This window comes from Streptosporangium sp. CA-115845 (genome assembly GCF_050943795.1).
Lineage (GTDB): Bacteria > Actinomycetota > Actinomycetes > Streptosporangiales > Streptosporangiaceae > Streptosporangium.
Genome location: NZ_CP191988.1, coordinates 1,275,175 through 1,294,025 on the forward strand (window position 1 = coordinate 1,275,175; position 18,851 = coordinate 1,294,025).

The 18,851-nt window shown below is 69.6% G+C and carries 18 protein-coding genes; 11 read left to right on the forward strand and 7 right to left on the reverse strand.

Going from position 1 to position 18,851, the window contains the following annotated elements; all coding sequences use genetic code 11:
• Positions 1 to 64 precede the first annotated feature (64 nt).
• Entirely contained in the window at positions 65 to 394 is a 330-nt protein-coding gene (locus ACQP0P_RS08190; protein ID WP_433373042.1) for a hypothetical protein, read from the forward strand.
• A gap of 156 nt (positions 395 to 550) precedes the next feature.
• Here the strand turns inward: ACQP0P_RS08190 and ACQP0P_RS08195 are convergent, their stop codons facing one another.
• The 3 genes from ACQP0P_RS08195 to ACQP0P_RS08205 form a co-directional block, all read right to left on the reverse strand.
• Positions 551 to 916: an RNHCP domain-containing protein gene (locus ACQP0P_RS08195; RefSeq protein WP_433373044.1), complete on the reverse strand. Its 366-nt coding sequence runs from the start codon at positions 914 to 916 to the stop codon at positions 551 to 553.
• A gap of 308 nt (positions 917 to 1,224) precedes the next feature.
• Positions 1,225 to 2,421, reverse strand: a complete 1,197-nt coding sequence (locus ACQP0P_RS08200) for a pentapeptide repeat-containing protein (RefSeq protein ID WP_433373047.1) — start codon at positions 2,419 to 2,421, stop codon at positions 1,225 to 1,227.
• A gap of 119 nt (positions 2,422 to 2,540) precedes the next feature.
• Positions 2,541 to 2,654, reverse strand: a complete 114-nt coding sequence (locus ACQP0P_RS08205) for a hypothetical protein (RefSeq protein WP_433373050.1) — start codon at positions 2,652 to 2,654, stop codon at positions 2,541 to 2,543.
• 413 nt (positions 2,655 to 3,067) lie between these two features.
• Between ACQP0P_RS08205 and ACQP0P_RS08210 the strand changes: the two genes are divergently transcribed.
• Entirely contained in the window at positions 3,068 to 3,958 is an 891-nt protein-coding gene (locus tag ACQP0P_RS08210) for an IclR family transcriptional regulator (RefSeq protein WP_433373052.1), read from the forward strand.
• Positions 3,959 to 3,974: 16 nt separating this feature from the next.
• On the opposite strand, the gene ACQP0P_RS08215 is transcribed toward ACQP0P_RS08210, so the two are convergent.
• A complete protein-coding gene (locus ACQP0P_RS08215; protein ID WP_433373055.1) occupies positions 3,975 to 4,571 on the reverse strand; it encodes a flavin reductase family protein in 597 nt (198 codons plus the stop codon).
• A 250-nt stretch (positions 4,572 to 4,821) separates the two neighbouring features.
• Here ACQP0P_RS08215 and ACQP0P_RS08220 point away from each other — a divergent pair, with 250 nt between their 5' ends.
• The 6 genes from ACQP0P_RS08220 to hsaA all read left to right on the forward strand — a co-directional run bounded on the left by ACQP0P_RS08220 (position 4,822) and on the right by hsaA (position 10,897).
• The gene (locus ACQP0P_RS08220; RefSeq protein WP_433373057.1) at positions 4,822 to 5,691 is read left to right on the forward strand and encodes an alpha/beta fold hydrolase; all 870 of its coding nucleotides are present in this window, start codon (positions 4,822 to 4,824) and stop codon (positions 5,689 to 5,691) included.
• A 97-nt stretch (positions 5,692 to 5,788) separates the two neighbouring features.
• Positions 5,789 to 6,823 (forward strand): 2Fe-2S iron-sulfur cluster-binding protein, encoded by a 1,035-nt coding sequence (locus ACQP0P_RS08225; protein ID WP_433373060.1) that lies wholly within the window; start codon positions 5,789 to 5,791, stop codon positions 6,821 to 6,823.
• A 114-nt stretch (positions 6,824 to 6,937) separates the two neighbouring features.
• A complete protein-coding gene (locus ACQP0P_RS08230) occupies positions 6,938 to 7,738 on the forward strand; it encodes a 2-keto-4-pentenoate hydratase (RefSeq protein ID WP_433373062.1) in 801 nt (266 codons plus the stop codon).
• Between the two features lie 10 nt (positions 7,739 to 7,748).
• Positions 7,749 to 8,651 carry an acetaldehyde dehydrogenase (acetylating) gene (locus tag ACQP0P_RS08235; protein ID WP_433373065.1) on the forward strand — a complete coding sequence of 301 codons (903 nt, stop codon included), beginning with the start codon at positions 7,749 to 7,751 and terminating at the stop codon, positions 8,649 to 8,651.
• A gap of 18 nt (positions 8,652 to 8,669) precedes the next feature.
• Positions 8,670 to 9,692 (forward strand): 4-hydroxy-2-oxovalerate aldolase, encoded by a 1,023-nt coding sequence (gene dmpG, locus ACQP0P_RS08240; RefSeq protein WP_433373066.1) that lies wholly within the window; start codon positions 8,670 to 8,672, stop codon positions 9,690 to 9,692.
• A complete protein-coding gene (gene hsaA / locus ACQP0P_RS08245; RefSeq protein WP_433373069.1) occupies positions 9,689 to 10,897 on the forward strand; it encodes a 3-hydroxy-9,10-secoandrosta-1,3,5(10)-triene-9,17-dione monooxygenase oxygenase subunit in 1,209 nt (402 codons plus the stop codon). Before dmpG ends, hsaA begins: the two co-directional genes overlap by 4 nt.
• A gap of 291 nt (positions 10,898 to 11,188) precedes the next feature.
• Here the strand turns inward: hsaA and ACQP0P_RS08250 are convergent, their stop codons facing one another.
• Both ACQP0P_RS08250 and ACQP0P_RS08255 read right to left on the reverse strand, forming a co-directional pair.
• The gene (locus ACQP0P_RS08250; protein WP_433373072.1) at positions 11,189 to 11,560 is read right to left on the reverse strand and encodes a nuclear transport factor 2 family protein; all 372 of its coding nucleotides are present in this window, start codon (positions 11,558 to 11,560) and stop codon (positions 11,189 to 11,191) included.
• Positions 11,557 to 13,101, reverse strand: a complete 1,545-nt coding sequence (locus ACQP0P_RS08255) for an FAD-binding protein (RefSeq protein ID WP_433373075.1) — start codon at positions 13,099 to 13,101, stop codon at positions 11,557 to 11,559. Before ACQP0P_RS08255 ends, ACQP0P_RS08250 begins: the two co-directional genes overlap by 4 nt.
• Positions 13,102 to 13,687: 586 nt before the next feature.
• Between ACQP0P_RS08255 and ACQP0P_RS08260 the strand changes: the two genes are divergently transcribed.
• Positions 13,688 to 15,187: an MFS transporter gene (locus ACQP0P_RS08260; protein ID WP_433373078.1), complete on the forward strand. Its 1,500-nt coding sequence runs from the start codon at positions 13,688 to 13,690 to the stop codon at positions 15,185 to 15,187.
• Between the two features lie 64 nt (positions 15,188 to 15,251).
• Here ACQP0P_RS08260 and ACQP0P_RS08265 read toward each other — a convergent pair whose 3' ends face one another.
• Positions 15,252 to 16,703, reverse strand: coding sequence for an MFS transporter (locus tag ACQP0P_RS08265; RefSeq protein ID WP_433373080.1), 1,452 nt, complete (start codon positions 16,701 to 16,703; stop codon positions 15,252 to 15,254).
• Between the two features lie 316 nt (positions 16,704 to 17,019).
• Here ACQP0P_RS08265 and ACQP0P_RS08270 point away from each other — a divergent pair, with 316 nt between their 5' ends.
• Both ACQP0P_RS08270 and ACQP0P_RS08275 read left to right on the forward strand, forming a co-directional pair.
• On the forward strand, positions 17,020 to 18,180 hold the full coding sequence (locus tag ACQP0P_RS08270; RefSeq protein WP_433373082.1) for a Rieske 2Fe-2S domain-containing protein: 1,161 nt from the start codon (positions 17,020 to 17,022) through the stop codon (positions 18,178 to 18,180).
• Between the two features lie 306 nt (positions 18,181 to 18,486).
• Positions 18,487 to 18,699 (forward strand): hypothetical protein, encoded by a 213-nt coding sequence (locus ACQP0P_RS08275; protein WP_433373085.1) that lies wholly within the window; start codon positions 18,487 to 18,489, stop codon positions 18,697 to 18,699.
• Positions 18,700 to 18,851 lie beyond the last annotated feature (152 nt).

The window sequence follows — 18,851 nt, forward strand, 5'->3', positions numbered from 1 at the left end:
TCGTGGCTCCCGGGTGGAGCGCGAATGGCATGCTGGGAAGCCGGAGATCACAAGGAGATCAGCGATGACCCACCCTCTCGGCACGCCGCCCGCGTACCGGCGCACCCCTCTCAGCGTGGAGGAGAGGGTCCGGAGCGAGGCGAACTTCGCCTCCCTCGTCGCCCAGCAGCTCGTCGCCAACGGACGGTTCAGGGTGAGCGCCGACACGCCGGAGATGGTGGAGCTGTTCCAGGCGGTCGCCCGCCGGGTGGGCGAGATGCTCGGGCGGCCTGTGGTCAGCTATGCCAACGGCAGGTACATGGTGATCACCTTCGGCCAGGAGGAGGCCCTGACCTCACCGGCCGAGGCGCCCGCTCAGCACAGGAGTGATCGCCGGGCGTCGTCCATGCAGTGACCCCCGAGCCGGTGCCCGGCTCCGGCCACGTTCCCCGACGCCCCCGGCCACCCCTCGTTCGAGGCGGAGGAGGCCTCTCACCTCGCGGACGAGGGGAGAGGCTCTCTGTCGCCGCTGCGTGCCGGGCCGACAGCCGCGATGCCGCGCCGGCCGAGTTCAGAGCCGGGCGAACCAGTCGAGCGGGAACGGCGGCCGGGCCAGGGGCGCCACCGCGATCCGCATGAGGGCGAGCGGGTTGTCGTCACCCGCGATGCGGTTGGTGTCGAGTGTTCCGCAGCCCGTGCAGCGGTGGACGAGGGCCCACTCGCCGTGGTGGCGGACGTGGACGGCTATCGGGGCCATCGACGCCCCGCAGTCCGCCGCCCTGTCGCCTGGGGTGTTGTCCAGGTGCCTGCTCCACAGGCAGGTCGGGCAGTGGTTGCGGTGCGCCGTGCCCGGTGCGTCGGCGGGGACGTCGAGGCCGCAGTGGACGCAGCGGAAGGAACGGATGCGAGCGCGGTCGCGGGACGGGTTGCGGGACAAGGAGACTTCCTCAGGGATGATGATGGGCACAGGTCACCGGTGCCTTCGTCACGCCATGTCGTGGGCGTGCGACGGCGGCTTCGGTGCCCGCAGGCATCAAAATCCCCCCTTTCGAAAACTCGTCGCGACGATGCGAGTGAAGCGGAGGAGGGGAGAGATATCAACAGGTTTTCCTCTTGCTGCGAATCGCCCCGAAGCCACGTTCGCCGGAAGTGACTCCGCGCCCGAGGTGACCGCCACGCGCACGAGGCGATGATCTGCTGCCCGAACCCGCACGCTCCCGGTTGTCGCCGTCCTGCCGGACGGCGTCAGCGGACGCGGGAGCGGAGGCGGGCGAGGGCGGCTCTGCCGTCCTGGACGGCGCGGGCCACGAAGTGCAGTTCCTCGGAGCGGCGGGCGATCGACAGGGCCTGCTTGGCGGCCTCGTAGGCGTCGAGCGCGTGCCGCCAGTCGTGGTCGGCGGTCATGCCGCCACGCCCGCTGATCTGGAACTCGTAGTCGAGCTGGTCGATCTCCTCGCCCAGCCGGGTGATGTCGTCCTCGGCGCCGCGCCGCACCACGGCGAACCGCGCGGCGCGCCGGGTCCGTTGCTGGGCGCTGACGCCCCAGGCCACCACGGTCAGTGCCAGGCCCACCGCGCTGAGCACGACCATGACGAGCCCCACGGACGGACCGACGCTTCGCGCGGGTTCCGCCTGCGGGATGTCCGCCTTCTCCGCGTCCTCGGTCTGGGAGGTGGGCAACGAGGTCGGCAGCGGGACGGTCAGGCCCGTGGGGGTGCCCTTGGCGCCGGTGAGGTCGACGTCGTCGGCCTGGATGAAGGACGCCCCCTGGACCAGCGCGCCGGTGAAGTCGGCGCCCTTGAGCTCGGCCTGGGTGAACTCGGCCTCGCTCACGTCGGCGTACGTGAACGTCGCGTTGCGCAGGTTCGACTGGCTCAGCTTGGCCTCGCGGAGCTTGGCCCTGGTGAAGTCGGCCTTGCGGGCCTTGAGCTGGCCGGGGGTGCTCTCGTCGAGGTCGGCGTCGATCAGCTTGGCGCCGGTGAAGTTGACCTGGGTCAGCTCGGCCCTGGTCAGCCTCGCCCCGGTCAGGTTCGCGTGCGGGAACTCCGCCTGCCCGGCCTCGGCGTCGACCAGGATCGCCTTGCGCAGGTCGGCGTAGTCGGCGTGCAGCTGGCCCAGGTCGGCCTCGGTGAGGTTGGCGCCCCGCAGGTCGGCGTACTTCAGCGTGGCCTGGGTGAGGTTGGCCCGCCTGAGCGAGGCGCCGCGCAGGATCGCTCCGGTGAGGTCCTTCTGGATGAGCTCCACGTTGTTCAGCTTGGCCCCGGTCAGGTCGGCGCAGCGCAGGTCGGCGGGGAGCCGGGCGCCCCTGGTGAAGTCCCTGCCGCGCAGGTTGGCGCCCTGGCCGGGTTTGCACGGCCCGGCCGTGGCCTGGGCGGGGGAGACGACCGTCCCCGACAGCGCGAAGATCGCGACAACGAGAGCCAGGGGGATGGAACGACGCACGGGGGAGCCTCCTTCAAAGCGGCCCCGATCGTGTCAGTAGATCATTGCATCACGCTAAACGACCACTTGCACCTTTACTGCCAGGCGCTCACGGGCAGCCCTCGCACCGGGATCCGCGTTCAGGCCGGACCGAGCAGGTCCCATCGGTTGCCGGCGATGTCCAGGAAGACGGCGATCCGCCCGTAGGGTTCGGTGCGCGGTACGGTCACGAACTCGACACCGGCCGCCGTCATCCGCGCGTGGGCGGCGTCGAAGCGGTCCCGGCCAGGCCGTCGTCGACGGGACGTTCCGGGGTCCGTCTCAGCTGAACAGGCTGCTGGGAGGCGGTCGGGCGAGGGGCTGGCTGACACGGGTTTGTTGCGGAGATATGACGGTGTTGTGTCCGTTGACGCACTTATTAGCCACATGTTACATATGGCATGAATCTGGTCCCGCTCGCCGCCACGCTCCGCGGCGTGGCGAGCGGCTTCTCGCAACCCGGAGCTCCTCGCGGAAATCTTCCCGGCGTGGAGGGGTGCGGGCTCACGTGCCCATGGGATGAATCGAACAAAAAGTATCACTATGGGATCTTTCTCCCTCTTCCCTGTCGCCCATCCCGTTGCTACATTCCAAAACAAGAATTCATTTCAGTTTTTGGGGAGATGTGATGACCGCTCTCTCTGAGCTTGGCCAGGCCGCGTCCGCGCGGCGAGAGCTCCCGCCCTCGATGGTCGAGCGGATGACGCTGATCATCGACGCGTTCGACGGCCGTTTCACCCACCTCACGCTGGAGGACGTGGCTCGGTGCACTCACCTGCCGCGCTCGACGGCGCATCGCATCCTTGACCAACTCGTACGACTGAACTGGCTGGAGCACTCGTCCTTCGGCTACAGCCTGGGCAAGCGGGCGCTCGGGATCGGCGGGGGCGACGGCAGCCACGGCGAGATCCGAGAGGCAGCCGCGCCGCTGCTGCACGACCTGCAGATGAGAACCAGGATGGTCGTCCATCTGGCGGTCCTGGACGGCTCGGAGGTCTTCTACCTGGACAAGGTCGGCGGGCGGTTCGCCCTGTCCGTGCCCTCCCGAGTCGGCGGCCGTGCCCCGGCGCACTCCACCGCGCTCGGCAAGGCGATCCTCGCCTGGCTGGAGCCCGAGCGGGTCGATGAGCTGGTCGGGGACAGGGTAAGCCGGCTCACCAGCCGCACCATCGGCGACATCGGCACCCTGCACCAGGAGCTGAACCGTGTCCGGCAGCGCCAGGGGCTGGCCTTCGAACGGGGCGAGAACGTCCCCAGCATCTCGTGTGCCGCCGCGGCGATCCGAGGCCACGAGGGCCCGGTGGCGAGCATCTCTCTCGTCGGCGACACCCGTACGCCGCTGGAGAACATTGCCCCGCTGGTGGTCGACGCGGCACGGCAGGCCTCGCTCGCCCTCTTCCCGGACCTGGACAACCAGCGGGGGCGATCCCGTCAAGCCGCCCGGGTGCCGGACTGCAACTGGTCTCCGGAGACCATGAACCGACTGCTCACCATGGGCGAGAACGACGACTGGCTGTGATCCGCACGGCCCGGCGTCATTCCCAGGCCCGGTCCCGGCCCCACTGATCCGCCCAGCCCCACAGACCGGGAGCGAACAGCGCCTGTTCGGCGTCCGTCTCATGGTCGACGCCGAACCGTCCCCGGAAGAACACCATGGGACGCCGCCCGGCGTCCCGCTCCACCTCCAGTACCCGGCCGATCACCACGTCGTGATCCCCGGCGATGTGCACGTCGACGACCTCGGCGTGGACGCGCAGGAGCACATCGCGCAGCGCCGGAGTACCCCACCGGGACAGCTCCCAGTCGAGCCCGTCGTACTTCCTGCCCCTGCTGGAGCCGAACCGGCCGCAGAGGTCGGACTGCTCTTCGCCGAGCACGTTCACGCCGAACCTCCCGGACTTCCTGATCCTCGGCCAGGTGCGGCTGTTGTGGTCGGCGCAGAAAAGGACCAGCGGCGGTTCGAGGGACACCGACGCGAAAGCCTGGCACGCGAATCCCACCGGCTCCCCGCCGTCGACGCCGGTGATGACCGTCACGCCGCTCGCGAACATGCCCATCGCCTGCCGCATCTCCGCGGGATCGGGCGGAGCCACACCGGCGGAGTCCGGAGTGAGTGAGGGCTCGGCTGTCATGCGGTTCACCTCGGGTAACGTCGAGCGCCGCCCCGTCGGCGGCTTCGGGCAACGAAGTTACGGATCTCCGGCGGGTTTCGCCGGGACCGGATCCCGCTGAGCGGAAGGGGCGCGGTGCGCGGCCCGGTGTTCCGGCCGATCGCGGGCTGAGGCGGGCCGGGTCTCACTCATCGGGAGGAGCGATCCGCTCTCCGGCTCTCGCGGGCTACCTTCCCCGAAGCCGATACTCCGCGATGAACGGGACGGATGAATGCTTACCGAGCTGACCTACGAGTCGACGGCGCGGGAACTTGCGACCGACCAGGGTGTACTGCGCTACCACGAAGCCGGCGAGGGCCCGCCGCTGCTGCTCCTGCACGGCTCGGGGCCCGGAGTCACCGGCTGGCGGAACTTCCGCGGCAACCTCGCGGTCCTGGCGGAGCACTTCCGCTGCCTGATCCTGGAGTTCCCCGGTTTCGGGGTGAGCGACTCCACCGGCGAACATCCCATGGTGGGGGCGCGGGCAGCGGTGATCCGCTTCCTCGACGGGCTCGGGCTCCAGCAGGCCGACGTGATCGGCAACTCCATGGGTGGAGCCGTCGGCGCCCAGGTGGCGATGGCCCATCCCGACCGGGTGCGCCGGTTGGTCACCATCGGCGGCATCGGCAGGAACCTGTTCAGCCCGGGCCCCGGTGAGGGCATCAGGCTGCTCATGGATTTCACCGAGGAGCCCACTCGGGAGCGACTCGTCCAGTGGCTGGACTCCATGGTCTACGACCGGTCCCTGGTCACCGAGGAGCTGATCGAGGAGCGCTGGGCGCTGGCCACCGAACCGGCCACCCTGGCCGGCGCCCGCCGGATGTACGGCAAGGCGGCGTTCGCCGCCGGCGCCGCGGCCGCGGCGGCCTCGGATGCCCCGCCGTACTGGGCGATGCTGCACAAGATCAAGGCCAAGACGCTGATCACCTGGGGCCGCGACGACCGGGTCAGCCCGGTTGACATGGCGATCCTGCCGATGCGGTCCATCCCCGATGTCGAGGTGCACATCTTCCCCGACTGCGGTCACTGGGTGATGATCGAGCAGAAAGCCGCCTGGGAGAGCGTCGTGCTGTCCTTCCTGACCAGGAAGGACGAGCGGTGAGCGGGTGGGACCACGAGTTCGAAGGCGGCAGGCCGCTGTGCCGGTCGATCGAGCCGGTCCCGTCCGACCTCCGAAGGCTCGGCGAGGAGTGGCGGGCATGACCCGGCCGGGACCGCTGAAGGTGCGGGTCGTCGAGGTCATCCGGGAGACCTCCGACGCGCACTCGCTGGTACTGGAGCCCGCCGACGGAGACCACACCCGGTTCGGCTACCGGCCCGGCCAGTTCCTCACCATCCGGGTGCCCACCACCCGCCCGGAGGGCGCGGCGCGCTGCTACTCCCTGAGCAGCTCACCGGTGTGCGACGAGAAGCTCAAGGTGACGGTGAAGCGCACCCGGGGCGGCTACGGGTCGAACTGGATCTGCGATCACGTCACCGAGGGGGACATGCTGGAGGTGCTGCGACCGGCGGGCACCTTCGTCCCCGCCTCGCTCGACGAGGACCTGCTGCTGCTCGCCGGCGGCAGCGGCATCACCCCGGTCATGTCGATCCTCAAATCGTGTCTGCGCGGAGGCGCCGGCGCCGTCTCCCTCCTGTACGCCAACCGCGACGAGAACTCGGTGATCTTCCGCGACGAACTGGTCGCGCTGACCGCCGAGTACGGCGAGCGGCTGACCGTCGTCCACTGGCTGGAGTCGGTGCAGGGCCTGCCCAGCGCGACGGCCCTGGCCGCGCTGACCCGGCCCTACACCGACCGGGAGGCGTTCGTCTGCGGCCCCGGCCCGTTCATGGACCTCGCCGTGCGGGTCCTCGCCGACCTGGGTGTCCCGAGGCGGCGGGTCAACGTCGAGCGTTTCGAGTCGCTGGCCACCGACCCCTTCGCCGGGCCCGGTGTCGCGGTCGACCCGTCGGGCCCCGGCGGCACGGTCGAGATTGAGCTGGACGGTGAGAAGAGGACGCTGACCTGGCCGAAGGGCAACAAGCTCCTTGACGTGCTGCTGGCGGCCGGCATGGAGGCGCCGTACTCGTGCCGTGAGGGGGCCTGCAGCGCCTGTGCCTGCGTGCTGCTGGAGGGCGAGGTCGCGCTGGAGCGCAACACGGTCCTCGACGAGCAGGACCTCGCCGACGGGCTGATCCTTTCCTGCCAGGCGACCCCGCTCAGCGAGCACCTCAGGGTCACCTACGACGGGTGAGGCGGACCACTTTCGCCGAAGGGAAGAGCCGTCCGGGGAACCCCTGACCATCCCCATCCATCAACCGCCCGCACCGCCCGAGCGCGATGCGGGACACGAATTCGGGAGGACTGAATGCTGGAGGTAACGCGACGGGAGTCCGCGGCCGAACGGCTGTGGGAGGCAGAGCGGGATCGGGTGCCGATCGAACCGCTGACCGACGCATACCCGGGCATCGGCGTGGTGGACGCCTACGAGGTCCAGCTCATCAACATCCGCCGCCGTCTCGCCGACGGGGCCCGGGTGTACGGCCACAAGGTGGGACTCTCCTCCCCGGTGATGCAGCGGATGATGGGCGTGGACGAGCCCGACTACGGTCATCTGCTCGACACGATGGTGCTGTCGCAGAACGCGCCGATCCGGGCCGACCGGTACTGTTACCCCCGGATCGAGGTGGAGATCGGGTACGTGCTCGGGGCGAGCCTTCCGGGCGAGGGGTGCACCGAGGAGGACGTGCTCGCCGCCACCGAGTACGTCGTGCCGAGCATCGAACTGATCGACAGCCGCATCAGGGACTGGCGGATCCGCCTGGCCGACACCATCGCGGACAACGCGTCCTCGGCCGGCGTGATCCTGGGCGACGCCCGGATGAGCCCGGCCGACCTGAAGGCCGCGGGCATGGACGTCGCCGACATCGAGGCCGTGCTCTACGCCGGTGACACCGAGATCACCAGGGGAAACACCAACGCGGTGCTGGGGAACCCGACCACCGCCGTGGCCTGGCTGGCCAGGAAGGTGGCCTCCTTCGGAGTGAAGCTCGAGGCCGGGCACGTCATCCTCCCCGGGTCCTGCACCAGGGCGATCGACGCGCGCCCCGGCGAAACCTTCCGCGCCGAGTTCTCCGGGCTCGGCTCCGTGACCGCTCGATTCGAATGAGGGTGACACAGTGACCAAGGCGACCGCCGCGATCGTCGGCTCGGGCAACATCGGCACCGACCTGATGTACAAGCTGCTCCGTTCCGACGTCATCCAGCCGCGCTGGATGATCGGCATCGACTCTGACAGCCCCGGGCTGAAGCGGGCGGAGTCCGCGGGCCTGATCGCCTCGGACGAGGGCGTCGAGTGGCTGCTCGCCCAGGCCGAACGGCCCGACGTCGTCTTCGAGGCGACCTCGGCGTACGTCCACCGGGAGAACGCGCCCAGGTATCAGGCGCTCGGCATCCCGGCGGTGGACCTGACCCCGGCCGCGATCGGGCCGGCGGTGGTACCCGCCGTCAACCTCGGGGCCCACCTCGACGTGCCCAACGTCAGCCTGATCACCTGTGGCGGGCAGGCGACGATCCCGATCGTGCACGCCGTCTCCCGGGTGACCGAGGTGGCCTACGCGGAGATCGTCGCCAGTGTGGCCTCTCCGTCGGCGGGCCCCGGGACCCGGGCCAACATCGACGAGTTCACCCGCACCACCGCGCGGGGCATCGAGATGATCGGTGGTGCGCGCAAGGGCAAGGCCATCATCATCCTCAACCCGGCCGAGCCGCCGATGCTCATGCAGGACACGGTGTTCTGCTCGATCCCGCTCGACGCCGACCAGGACGCGATCACGGCCTCGATCAAGGATGTGGTCGGCGCCGTGGCATCGTATGTGCCCGGCTACCGGCTGCGCGCCGAACCGCAGTTCGACGACCCCACGCCGATGAGCGGCGGGCTCGCCCGGGTCGCCGTGTTCATCGAGGTCGAGGGCGCGGGCGACTTCCTGCCGCCGTACTCCGGGAACCTCGACATCATGACCGCCGCCGCCGCCAAGGTCGGCGAAGGCTTCGCGCAGCGCATTCTCGCCGAGCGCTCCTAGTCACAGGGAGATCGATCCATGTCCTACAGCTCCGACCTCGACATCCGGATCACCGACTCGTCGCTGCGCGACGGCTCGCACGCCAAGCAGCACCGGTTCACGCCTCAGCACGTCCGGTCCATCGTCGCCGCGCTGGACGACGCTGGCGTGCCGGTGATCGAGGTCACCCACGGCGACGGGCTCGGCGGCTCGTCGTTCAACTACGGCTTCAGCCACACCCCGGAACAGGAGCTGATCAAGGCCGCGGTGGCGACGGCGAAGCGGGCGAAGATCGCGTTCCTGATGCTGCCCGGCCTCGGGCTCCAGGACGACATCCGCGAGGCCGCCGACAACGGCGCGAGCATCTGCCGGATCGCCACCCACTGCACCGAGGCGGACATCTCCATCCAGCACTTCGGTCTCGCCAGGAAGCTCGGCCTGGAGACGGTCGGGTTCCTGATGATGGCGCACAGCCAGCCGCCCGAGGTCCTCGCCCGGCAGGGGCGGATCATGGCCGACGCGGGATGCCAGTGCGTGTACGTGGTCGACTCGGCCGGCGCGCTGATCATGGAGGAGACCGGTGACCGGATCGCCGCGCTGGTGGCCGAGCTCGGATCCGACGCCCAGGTCGGCTTCCACGGCCATGAGAACCTCGGCCTCGGCGTGGCCAACTCGGTCATCGCCGTGCGGGCGGGCGCCCTGCAGATCGACGGCTCGACGCGGAGGTTCGGCGCCGGTGCCGGCAACACGCCCGTCGAGGGGTTCGCCGCGGTCACCGAGAAACTCGGCATCCGCACCGGCATCGACACCCTGAAGATCATCGATGCCGCCGAGGACGTCGTCCGCCCGGTCATGGACGGCGAGTGCCTGCTCGACCGGCTGTCGCTCACCATGGGGTACGCCGGGGTCTACTCCAGCTTTCTGAAGCACGCCGACCGCCAGGCGAGGAAGTACGGCGTGTCGGGCGCCGAGATCCTGATCGAGGCCGGGCGCCGCAAGCTCGTCGGCGGTCAGGAGGACCAGCTCATCGAGATCGCGGTCGCCCTCGCGGCGGGGAGATGAGCATCGGTACGGCGCACCGGCGTGAACGCGACTCTCCCGCGGGCGACGAGGTCCTGGACGCGGTCCGCGCACTGCTGCCGAAGATCGGGGAGCGGGCCGGCGCGGCCGACGTGAACCGGCGGGTGCCCGAGGAGACGATACGGGAGCTCATCCGGACGGGGGTCTTCCGGATGCTGCAGCCCAGCAGGTACGGCGGCACCGAGAGCGATCCCGTGAGGTTCTTCGAGGTCGTCCGGGAGATCTCCGCGGTCTGCGGATCCACCGGCTGGGTGGTTTCCGTGCTCGGCGTCCACCCGTGGCAGCTCGCCCTGTTCGACGAGGCCGCGCAGGACGAGGTCTGGGGGGAGGACCCGGACGTGCTCGTGTCCTCGTCGTACGCTCCCGTGGGGCGGCTCACCCCGGTCGAGGGTGGATACGAGCTCTCCGGCCGGTGGCGCTTCTCCTCCGGCTGCGGCCACGCGTCGTGGGCACTGGTCGGGGGCCTGGTGGTGGAGAAGCAGGGCAGGCCGGTGGACTTCATGACCCTCCTCGTCCCCCGCACCGACTACGTGATCGAGGATGTCTGGGACGTCATCGGACTGCGCGGAACGGCCAGCAACGACATCATCGTGAAGCGGGTGTTCGTGCCCCAGCACCGCGCCATGCGCAACTACGAGCAGGCACAACTGCGCGGCCCCGGCCAGAAGGTGAACACCGGCCCGCTCTACCGGATGCCGTTCGCGACCGTCTTCACCAACGCGATCACCGCTCCCGTCGTCGGCATGGCGGCCGGTTGCTACCGGGCCTACGTCACCGCCATGCGTGACCGGGTACGGCTGAGTCTGGGCGGCGGACGGTTCGCCGAGGAGCAGTTCGCCCAGGTCGCGGTGGCCAGGGCCGCTTCGGAGATCGACGCGGCGGTGCTGCAGACGGACCACAACGTGCGCGAGGTGTACGAGTACGCCGTCCGGGGCGAGCGCATTCCGATGGAGCTGCGGCTGCGCGTCCGCAGGGACCAGGTCCGTGCCACCGAGCGGGCGGTGGAGGCGATCGACAGCCTCTTCAAGACCGCCGGAGGGAACTCGCTCGGCCGGGGCAACCCCATCGAGCGGGCCTGGCGGGACGCGCACGCGGGCAGCGTGCACGTCGCCAACGACGCCGAGCGCGCCCTGGGAATGTACGGCAAGGGTGAGTTCGGCCTGACCATCGAGGACAGTCTGGTCTGATGCCGGCCGGTCCCGCCGGGCACTCAGGCGGGACCGGGAGGGGCGGGTGGAACGGTCACGGGCCCGGCGCGCGACGCGCCGGGCCCGTGGCATGGACGGGTTCAACCTGGTGCTCCGTTCCTCAACGGAGGGCGCGAACGCGTGGCCGAGAAGCCGAGCTTGTCAAGGCGGCCTTTTCCGCGTCCTTGGCCGATGTGGATCTGTGCATCCGATGAGGAACGTCGCACTAGGTGGCCGGGCGGTCGGCCCGGTGGCGGAGGGCGACGGCCCGGCCGGTCGCGCACCGAGGGTTCACCGGACCTCCCGCATGTCGTCGCCGCTCCAGTACGCCCTCATGCTGGTGATCCGCCGGTCCTCGTCAAAGGTCATCACGTCGATCGGCTCGATCTCGAACGTCCGGTCACCGCGCTCGATCCGTACCCGGAAGTGGAAGGCGGCGCTGTTGCCGGCGACGCGGACGGTCAGCGGCTCGGTGTCCCGTCGCGCGCCTTCGAGTGCCGAGTAGAACTCGCGGATCGCGGCGCGGCCACGGCGCGGCTCGCTGCCCACCGGGTCCTCCAGCGTCCCGTCCTCCGCGTAGCAGGACGCGATGTCGTCCGCGGTCCCGTTCGCCACGGCGTCCAGGTAACGGACGACGGCGTCGTTGATCTTCTCGGTGCTCATCGGCCCTCCTTGAGGATCCGGGAGGAGGCACGGTAACCAAAGACCATTCCTGAGCCGAGCGGGACCCCGGGGCCCGGGTAGACATGCCCGGCGACCGAGGCGGCCGAGTTGCCGATGGCGTACAGGCCGGGGATCGTGTTTCCGTCCTCGCCGAGCACCTGCCCGTCCTCCCCGATCCGCGCGCCGCCCTTGGTGCCGAGGTCGCCGAGCACCACCTGCACCGCGTGGAACGGGGCCCGCTCGATCGGGACGAGGGCGGGGTTCGGGCCGTCCCCGGTCGCGAAGAACCGGTCGTAGGGGTCCTCGCCCCGATGGAAGTCGGTGTCCACGCCGGAGGCGGCGAACCCGTTGAACCGGGTGACGGTCTTGCCGAGCACGTCGGCGGGCACGCCGATCCGCTCGGCGAGAGCGGTGAGCGTGTCGGCGCTGCACCACAGACCGGCCGCATGGAACGCCTCGGGATCGGGCGCGGGCTGCGACATCCCGGGCGCGTTGGCGAAGCGCCCGTCGAAGATCCACCACACCGGCAGGTGTGACACACCGGTGGCGTGGCCCGCACGGATCTCGTGGCCCATCCGGTCGTACGGCAGCGACTCGTTGGCGAACCGCTCGCCCGCGGCGTTCACGAAGACGCCCCCGCGCAGGCCGAGGGTGAAGGCGGCGTGGCCGTTGGGGAACAGCACGGCCGGGCACCACCACGCCTCGTTGGTCAGGTCCGTCGCGGCGCCCACCGCCTGGAGCGCGGCGAGCGCGTCCCCGGTGTTCGACCCGGGCGCGGCCGACGACCAGTCCGCGCCGGGCAGGCCCTGCAGTTCGCGCCGCGACTCCGCGTCGCGCTCGAACCCGCCGGCGGCCACGATCACGCCGCGTTCGGCGCGGATCATCAGTGCGCGGCCCTCGTGCTCGGCCTCCAGGCCGACGACCCGGCCGTCCTCGACCACCAGCGACCGCATCCGCGTTTCGGTCCGCAGGGCGGCGTTCCCGGTGCCGTCCAGGGCGAGCAACAGCCTGCCGATGAGGGCCTGACCCCCGGTCAGCGTCTCCCGCTCCTGCGGCACGCCGAACTGGTCGATCGAGATCGGCGGGCGCAGCTGACCGAGCCTGGTGCCCAGCAGGTGCGCCGGCAGCGGCTTGGGGCAGATCCCCCGGCCGCCGGGGGCACGCCCCGGAGCCGCGAAGTAGTCCGGGAACGGCAGATAGTCGAACTCCAGCACCGGGTCGCGGTCCAGGAACTCCACCAGCTCGGGTGCCGTCGAGACGTACGCCTCCTGCAGCGCGGCCGGTGTGCGGTCGCCGACGACGGCCCGGAAGTACTCCAGCCCCCGCTCCACGCTGTCCTCGACGCCCGCCCGGTGCAGGACGTGGTTGCCTGGCAGCCACAGCCCCGACCCCGAGTACGCGCTGGTGCCGCCGAAGTACTCGGTCTTCTCCAGCACCAGGGTGCGCAGTCCGCCCGCCGCCGAGGTGTAGGCCGCCGTCAGCGCGGCGGCCCCCGATCCCACGACGACGACGTCGGTCGTCTCATCCCACTGAATCGGCACTGATCTCCTCCAGTACGTCCACATCGGCCCGCCGGAACCGGTGGGCTTGGCCTTTGGGCTTGGCCTTCGGGCTAACCGGACCGTAATCAACGACCTCCCCGCGGTCTCGGACCGGTCTCGCTCAGCAGGACACGCGGGGCAAGACCGGGGAGAGGGGCCGATCAGCGGCGCGCACGACCTGCCGGTCGCCGGTTCCGACCGGTTCGCCGGGCGCGGACTCGCCGTACGGACGAGATGTTTGTGACGGTCTTCTCACTACCGGGTCCCGCTCATTGGGATCCCGACGTGATGCGTGTCACCGGGGGCTTAGCGTCTGCGCCAATGCACGACGCCGCTCATCGCGAGTGCTCGATGAAAGGCATGGTCACTGAGCCCCGGCGGTTCCCCGCCGGGCCGGGATGACCGCATCCCCATCGTGGGGACCTGTGGTCCGTCATCGATCGAGAGACGTGCGTGACACCGCGGTGTCACGCGTGGCGCCGAGGAGGAACAGCACCCCCCGCCGGGACCCCGCGCGACGAAGGCGCCGGGTCAGCGGCTATGCCGAGATTCATTGAAATACCGCGTTTTTCTGGAGGGCCTGACGATGAGTACGACGGATACGACGGCGGAGACGGGCGGGTGGACCCCACGGCTTGTCCTCTCCATGGTGACGATGGTCATGATCCTGGAAGGGACCGCACTGGGGTACAGCCTGGTGACGACCGCGCTGCCGGCGATCACCACCCACTTCAAGACGGACCAGGGAGGCTGGCTCCTCACCGGCTTCATCCTCGCCGGGGCCATCCTCTGCCCGCTGGTGGGGAAGCTGGCCGACATCCACGGTAAGCGGCGGATGATGATCATCTGTCTGATGACGAGCACGGTCGGCTCGGTCGTCACGACCCTGGCGCCGACCTTCGACGTGCTCGTCGCGGGCCGGATGCTGCAGGGCGCCGTGCTGCCCACGATGTTCCTGAGCTACTCGCTGATGCGCGACGTGTACCCGCGGCGGATCCTGCCACTGGCCAGTGCGGTCGCGATGACCGGCACCGGGGTCTTCTCCGTCGGGGTGCCGTTCCTCATCGGATGGCTGCTCGACAACTGGGGTTTCCGCGGACTGTTCGCCTTCGACGCGCTGTGGATGCTCATCCTCACACCGCTGCTGCTGATCACCACTCCGGAGACGCGGCTCCGCGTCCCCTCGCGGGTCGACTTCCTGGGCGCCGCCATGTTGGGCTTCGGTCTGGGCATCCTGCTTCTGGGGATCAGCTCAGGGAGCAGGTGGGGCTGGGGCTCGGTCGCCACGCTGGGCGCGCTCGCGGTCGGCATGCTGCTTCTGTTCGGGTTCGTCAAGCGGTCGTTGAACTTCACCCAGCCGATCGTCGACCTGCGGATCTTCACCCGCCGGCCGATCCTTCTCGCCGCGGTGACGGCCGCCACCGCGTACGGGGCGACCGCCGTCACCGGTTCGATCCTTCCGATGATCGGCATGACGCCGGGCGCCGCCGGCCTCGGTTACGGCCTGGGGATGACCGCGTCGGAGTACGCGATGGTCACCGCACCCCAATCGATGGCGATGGTGGTGATGGGCGTCGTCGTCGGCCGGATGCTCAACCGGGTGGGCGGCGCGACCATGATGAGGATCGGTCTGCTGCTCATGCTGCTGGGTGGTTTCCAACTCGGCTTCAACCACGGCAGCTACCTGCAGGTCCTCATCGCCGCCCTGCTGGTGGGCGCGGGGACGGGCCTGGCCTATGGCTCGGTCCCCGGCCTGGTCATCGCCGGCTCACCGGCCGACAAGCAGGGCTCCATCGCCGGGATGGTGCAGGTGAGCTACAGCGGCTTCGCCAGCACCACGCCGGTCATCCTCTTCGTCATCATGGGGGAGCTCGCGATGCGCACCCCGGACGGTGCCGTCCGGTACCCCGAGAGCGCGATCAACGCGGGCGGAGTGTTCCTGGTGGGCCTGATGATCGTCGGGCTGATCCTCGCCTCAACGGTCCTGCGGATCCCCAAGCAGGATTCGATGATCAGCCAGGTCCCGGATTCGCTGCCCGAGCCGCCCCCCGCCACCGTGGGGGCGGCCCCGGACGGCGGACGCTGACCTCAGGACCAACCGCGGCCGCTCCACCGATCCTCGGATCGGTGGAGCGGCCGCTCCGTTCTCATCAGACCGCGGTGGCGCGCCGGGAGCGCTGCAGGAGGAACATGACGAGGGCGACCAGCGTCGCGGCCCCGCCGGCGGCGGTGAACGCGTCATAGGAGCCGCGCGGTACGAACGCGACGCCGACCGGCATCGTCATGACGATGCCGAACACCGCGCTGCTCACCGACATGCCGATGGCGCGGGCCAGCGAGTTGAGCCCGTTCGCGACGCCGATGTTCTCCTCGGGCGTGACCTGAAGGATGAGGGCGGGCAGGTTCGCCAGGACCATGGAGTTGCCGGCCGAGACAACGGCGATGAGGCAGACGAGCACCCACAGCGATCTGTGTCCCAGCGAGATCTGGGCCGCGAACCCGGCCGCGGAGACCGCGCAGCCCAGCGCGATCGTCACCCGCGGGGTGACGATCGCGCTCAGCCTGGCCGACAACGGTGACACCACCGCCGACAACAGCCCGCCGGGCAGCAGGCACAGACCGGTCATCAGCACCGACAGCCCGTGCCCGTAACCGGTCGACACCGGCGCCTGGAGGCGTCCGACGATCCCGAGGAAGTTCGCGAACAGCGCGAAACCAATCAGGATCGACCCTCCGTTGATCGTGACGGAGGAACGGCTCATCGCCTCTCTGAGGTCGATGAGCGGAGCATGGCGGCGAAGCTCCACCAGGGTCAGCAGGCATCCGGACACCAGCGCCACGAGGAAGGACACGACGGTCAGCGTGTTCGTCCAGCCCCACTCTCCGCCGCGGTCGAGCCCGACCAGCAGGGCGACGATGAAGCAGGTGAGCAGCACCGCGCCGGGCAGGTCGATCCGCTGCGCGCGCTCGCGCTTGGGCGGCGCGGGGACCGCGAGCAGCAGCGCGGCCACCGCGACCGCACCCGCGACCGCCGAGACGACGAACAGTCCGTGGAAACCCCACAGCCGGGAGACGAGCCCGGCGGTCGGCAGTCCGAGCGCGCCGCCGATCCCCATCATCGCGCTGATGGAGGCGATGGCGGAGGCGCGGCGGTTCGGCTCCAGGACCATCCCCATCAGGCTCATCCCGAGCGGGATCGTCGCGCTGGAAATCCCCTGGAGCGCCCGCCCGGTGATGAGGACGCCGATGTTGTCGGTCATCACGCACATCAGGGACCCGAGGATCATCGCGCCGAGTGCCACGATCATCATCCTGCGCATCCCGAACTGGTCGCCCAGCCTGCCCAGCACCGGATGCGACACCGCGCCGGCGATGACCGTCGCGGTGACCAGCCAGGTGGCGACGGAGGGTGTGACCCCCAGGCGGTCGGGCAGTTCGGGCAGCATCGGGATGACAAGTGTCTGGTTGAGCGTGGTCACCAGGGCCGCGAAGGCGACGACGACGACCGCCCGCAACGGGTGCTTCACCAGGGTGGGGGCCGGATCCGAAGCGTGTGTCGAATCCCCGCTGACGGGCCCGGTCAAACTTGGGTGAGTGGTCATATCGGCCTTCGGTCTCCTTCGTTCCCCCGAATCAGGCGATCTTGTTCGCCCGAGCCGGTCGATCCCACGGTGTCGGCGCCCGAGATGCCTCACAACTCGTCCTCCCGGCGAGCGGGACGGGCTTTCTCAGCGCTCGATCCCGACCGGAGACCGGAGACGGGAGAGCGGTGTTTCGCGGAACGCGCCGCCGTGACTTGCGAGACGAGGTCCCGGTCAGTGGGAAAGGAGCGGTGCCGCACACCGCCGACTTCGCATGATGAGCATCCTGCGGGCAGGAAGATTCGGCCCGGGCGCATTGGACGGCAAGGGAGACTTCATGACGTCGCTACACACCGCCGGTGACGACGAGATTCGGGTGATCGAGGCGGCCCCGCCTCCGGCGCGTTATGCCCGGGGCTGGCACTGCCTGGGTCTGGCGAACGAGTTCAGGGACGGCAAACCGCACAGGATCGAGGCGTTCGGCACCAAGCTGGTGGTGTTCGCCGACAGCACCGGCAAGCTGAACGTCCTCAACGCCTACTGCCCGCACATGGGCGGCGACCTCAGCCAGGGGGAGGTCAAGGGCGACGCGATCGCCTGTCCGTTCCACGACTGGCGCTGGGCGGGCAACGGCCGGTGCACCGACATCCCGTACGCGCGCCGGGTGCCGCCGCGGGCGCGCACCAGGACGTGGCTGGCCCTGGAGCGCAACGCGCAGTTGTACGTCTGGCACGACCCGCAGGGCAACCCGCCCCCGCCGGAGGTGACGATTCCGGAGATCGCCGGTGTGGACACGTCGGAGTGGAGCTCCTGGACGTGGAACCGGATCAAGATCGAGGGCTCCAACTGCCGGGAGATCGTCGACAACGTGGTCGACATGGCCCACTTCTTCTACATCCACTTCGCGTTCCCGACGTATTTCAAGAACGTCTTCGAAGGGCACGTCGCCGCGCAGTACATGAACAGCCGGCCCCGTCCGGACATCCAGGTCGGTACGAACTACTCCGGTGACAGGACCGACGGGCGTTCGGAGGCGGCGTACTACGGCCCGTCGTACATGATCGACTACCTGTGGCACACCGTGGCGGGGCAGACGATCGAGTCCGTCCTGATCAACTGCCACTACCCGGTGTCGCCGACCAGTTTCGTGCTCCAGTGGGGCGCGATGGTCAAGAAGCCCCAGGGTGTCTCCGACGACGAGGCGCAGGCGATGGCGGCGGGCTTCGCGGCGGGCGTGGAGACGGGCTTCCTGCAGGATGTGAAGATCTGGCAGAACAAGGCCAAGATCGACAATCCGCTGCTGTGCGAGGAGGACGGCCCGGTCTACCAGCTGCGCCGCTGGTACGACCAGTTCTACGTCGATGTCGAGGACGTCACCCCGGAGATGACCCAGCGGTTCGAGTTCGAGATCGACACCGAGCGGGCCAACCAGTTCTGGCAGAAGGAGGTCGACGACAACATCGCCAGCGGCCAGATCGTCACCTCGGCTCCGGCCTAGCCCCGTATTCCGCACGTGACCCCGACCGACCCGGGGTGATCACCCGCGGCACTGGCTCAGATATGGCTTCTGACCCGCGACGATGCGGCACGTGCGGAAAACGGGCATGGTGGGGCGTCTCCGAACCCTGACCGGGCTTTTCCCGACCGGAACTCCTGTTCCCCGTCGCGGGTCTTCCGGTCGGCGTTCGGCGCGGCGCCACTGGCCCGTCCCGGCCGATCGGCCGGTTAGGACCGGTGGTGGCGCCTCGCGACGACGCGCCACCACCGTCAAGAACGTCAGTGATCGCAACCGAGGAGATGTTCCGTGCGCCCCGTGTCCTGCAGCAGCTGCGGTTCGTGCGTCCTGGTCAAGAAGCACAGCCTGGCGCACACGCTCGTTCAGTGGACCACAGAGACCGATCAGTGCGTCGAGTTGGGCCGGCGTGTCGACCAGGGTGTCGCCCCGACCTGCACGCGACTGCGCGACAGCATCGAGAACTCCGTCCGCCTCGGGGCCATCCCGGTTCCCGACCTCTGAGACGGCTGACAAGGTGCCCCCGCCGACCACTCGGCACGAAGGGGCGCTGAAGACGTGGGCTCCACTCCGATGACGCGGTGGAGCCCACGTTCGTTGGGCGGTCGATATCCTGAAATCGGCATTCGCCCACGGTTCACACGGGAGTAGACAGA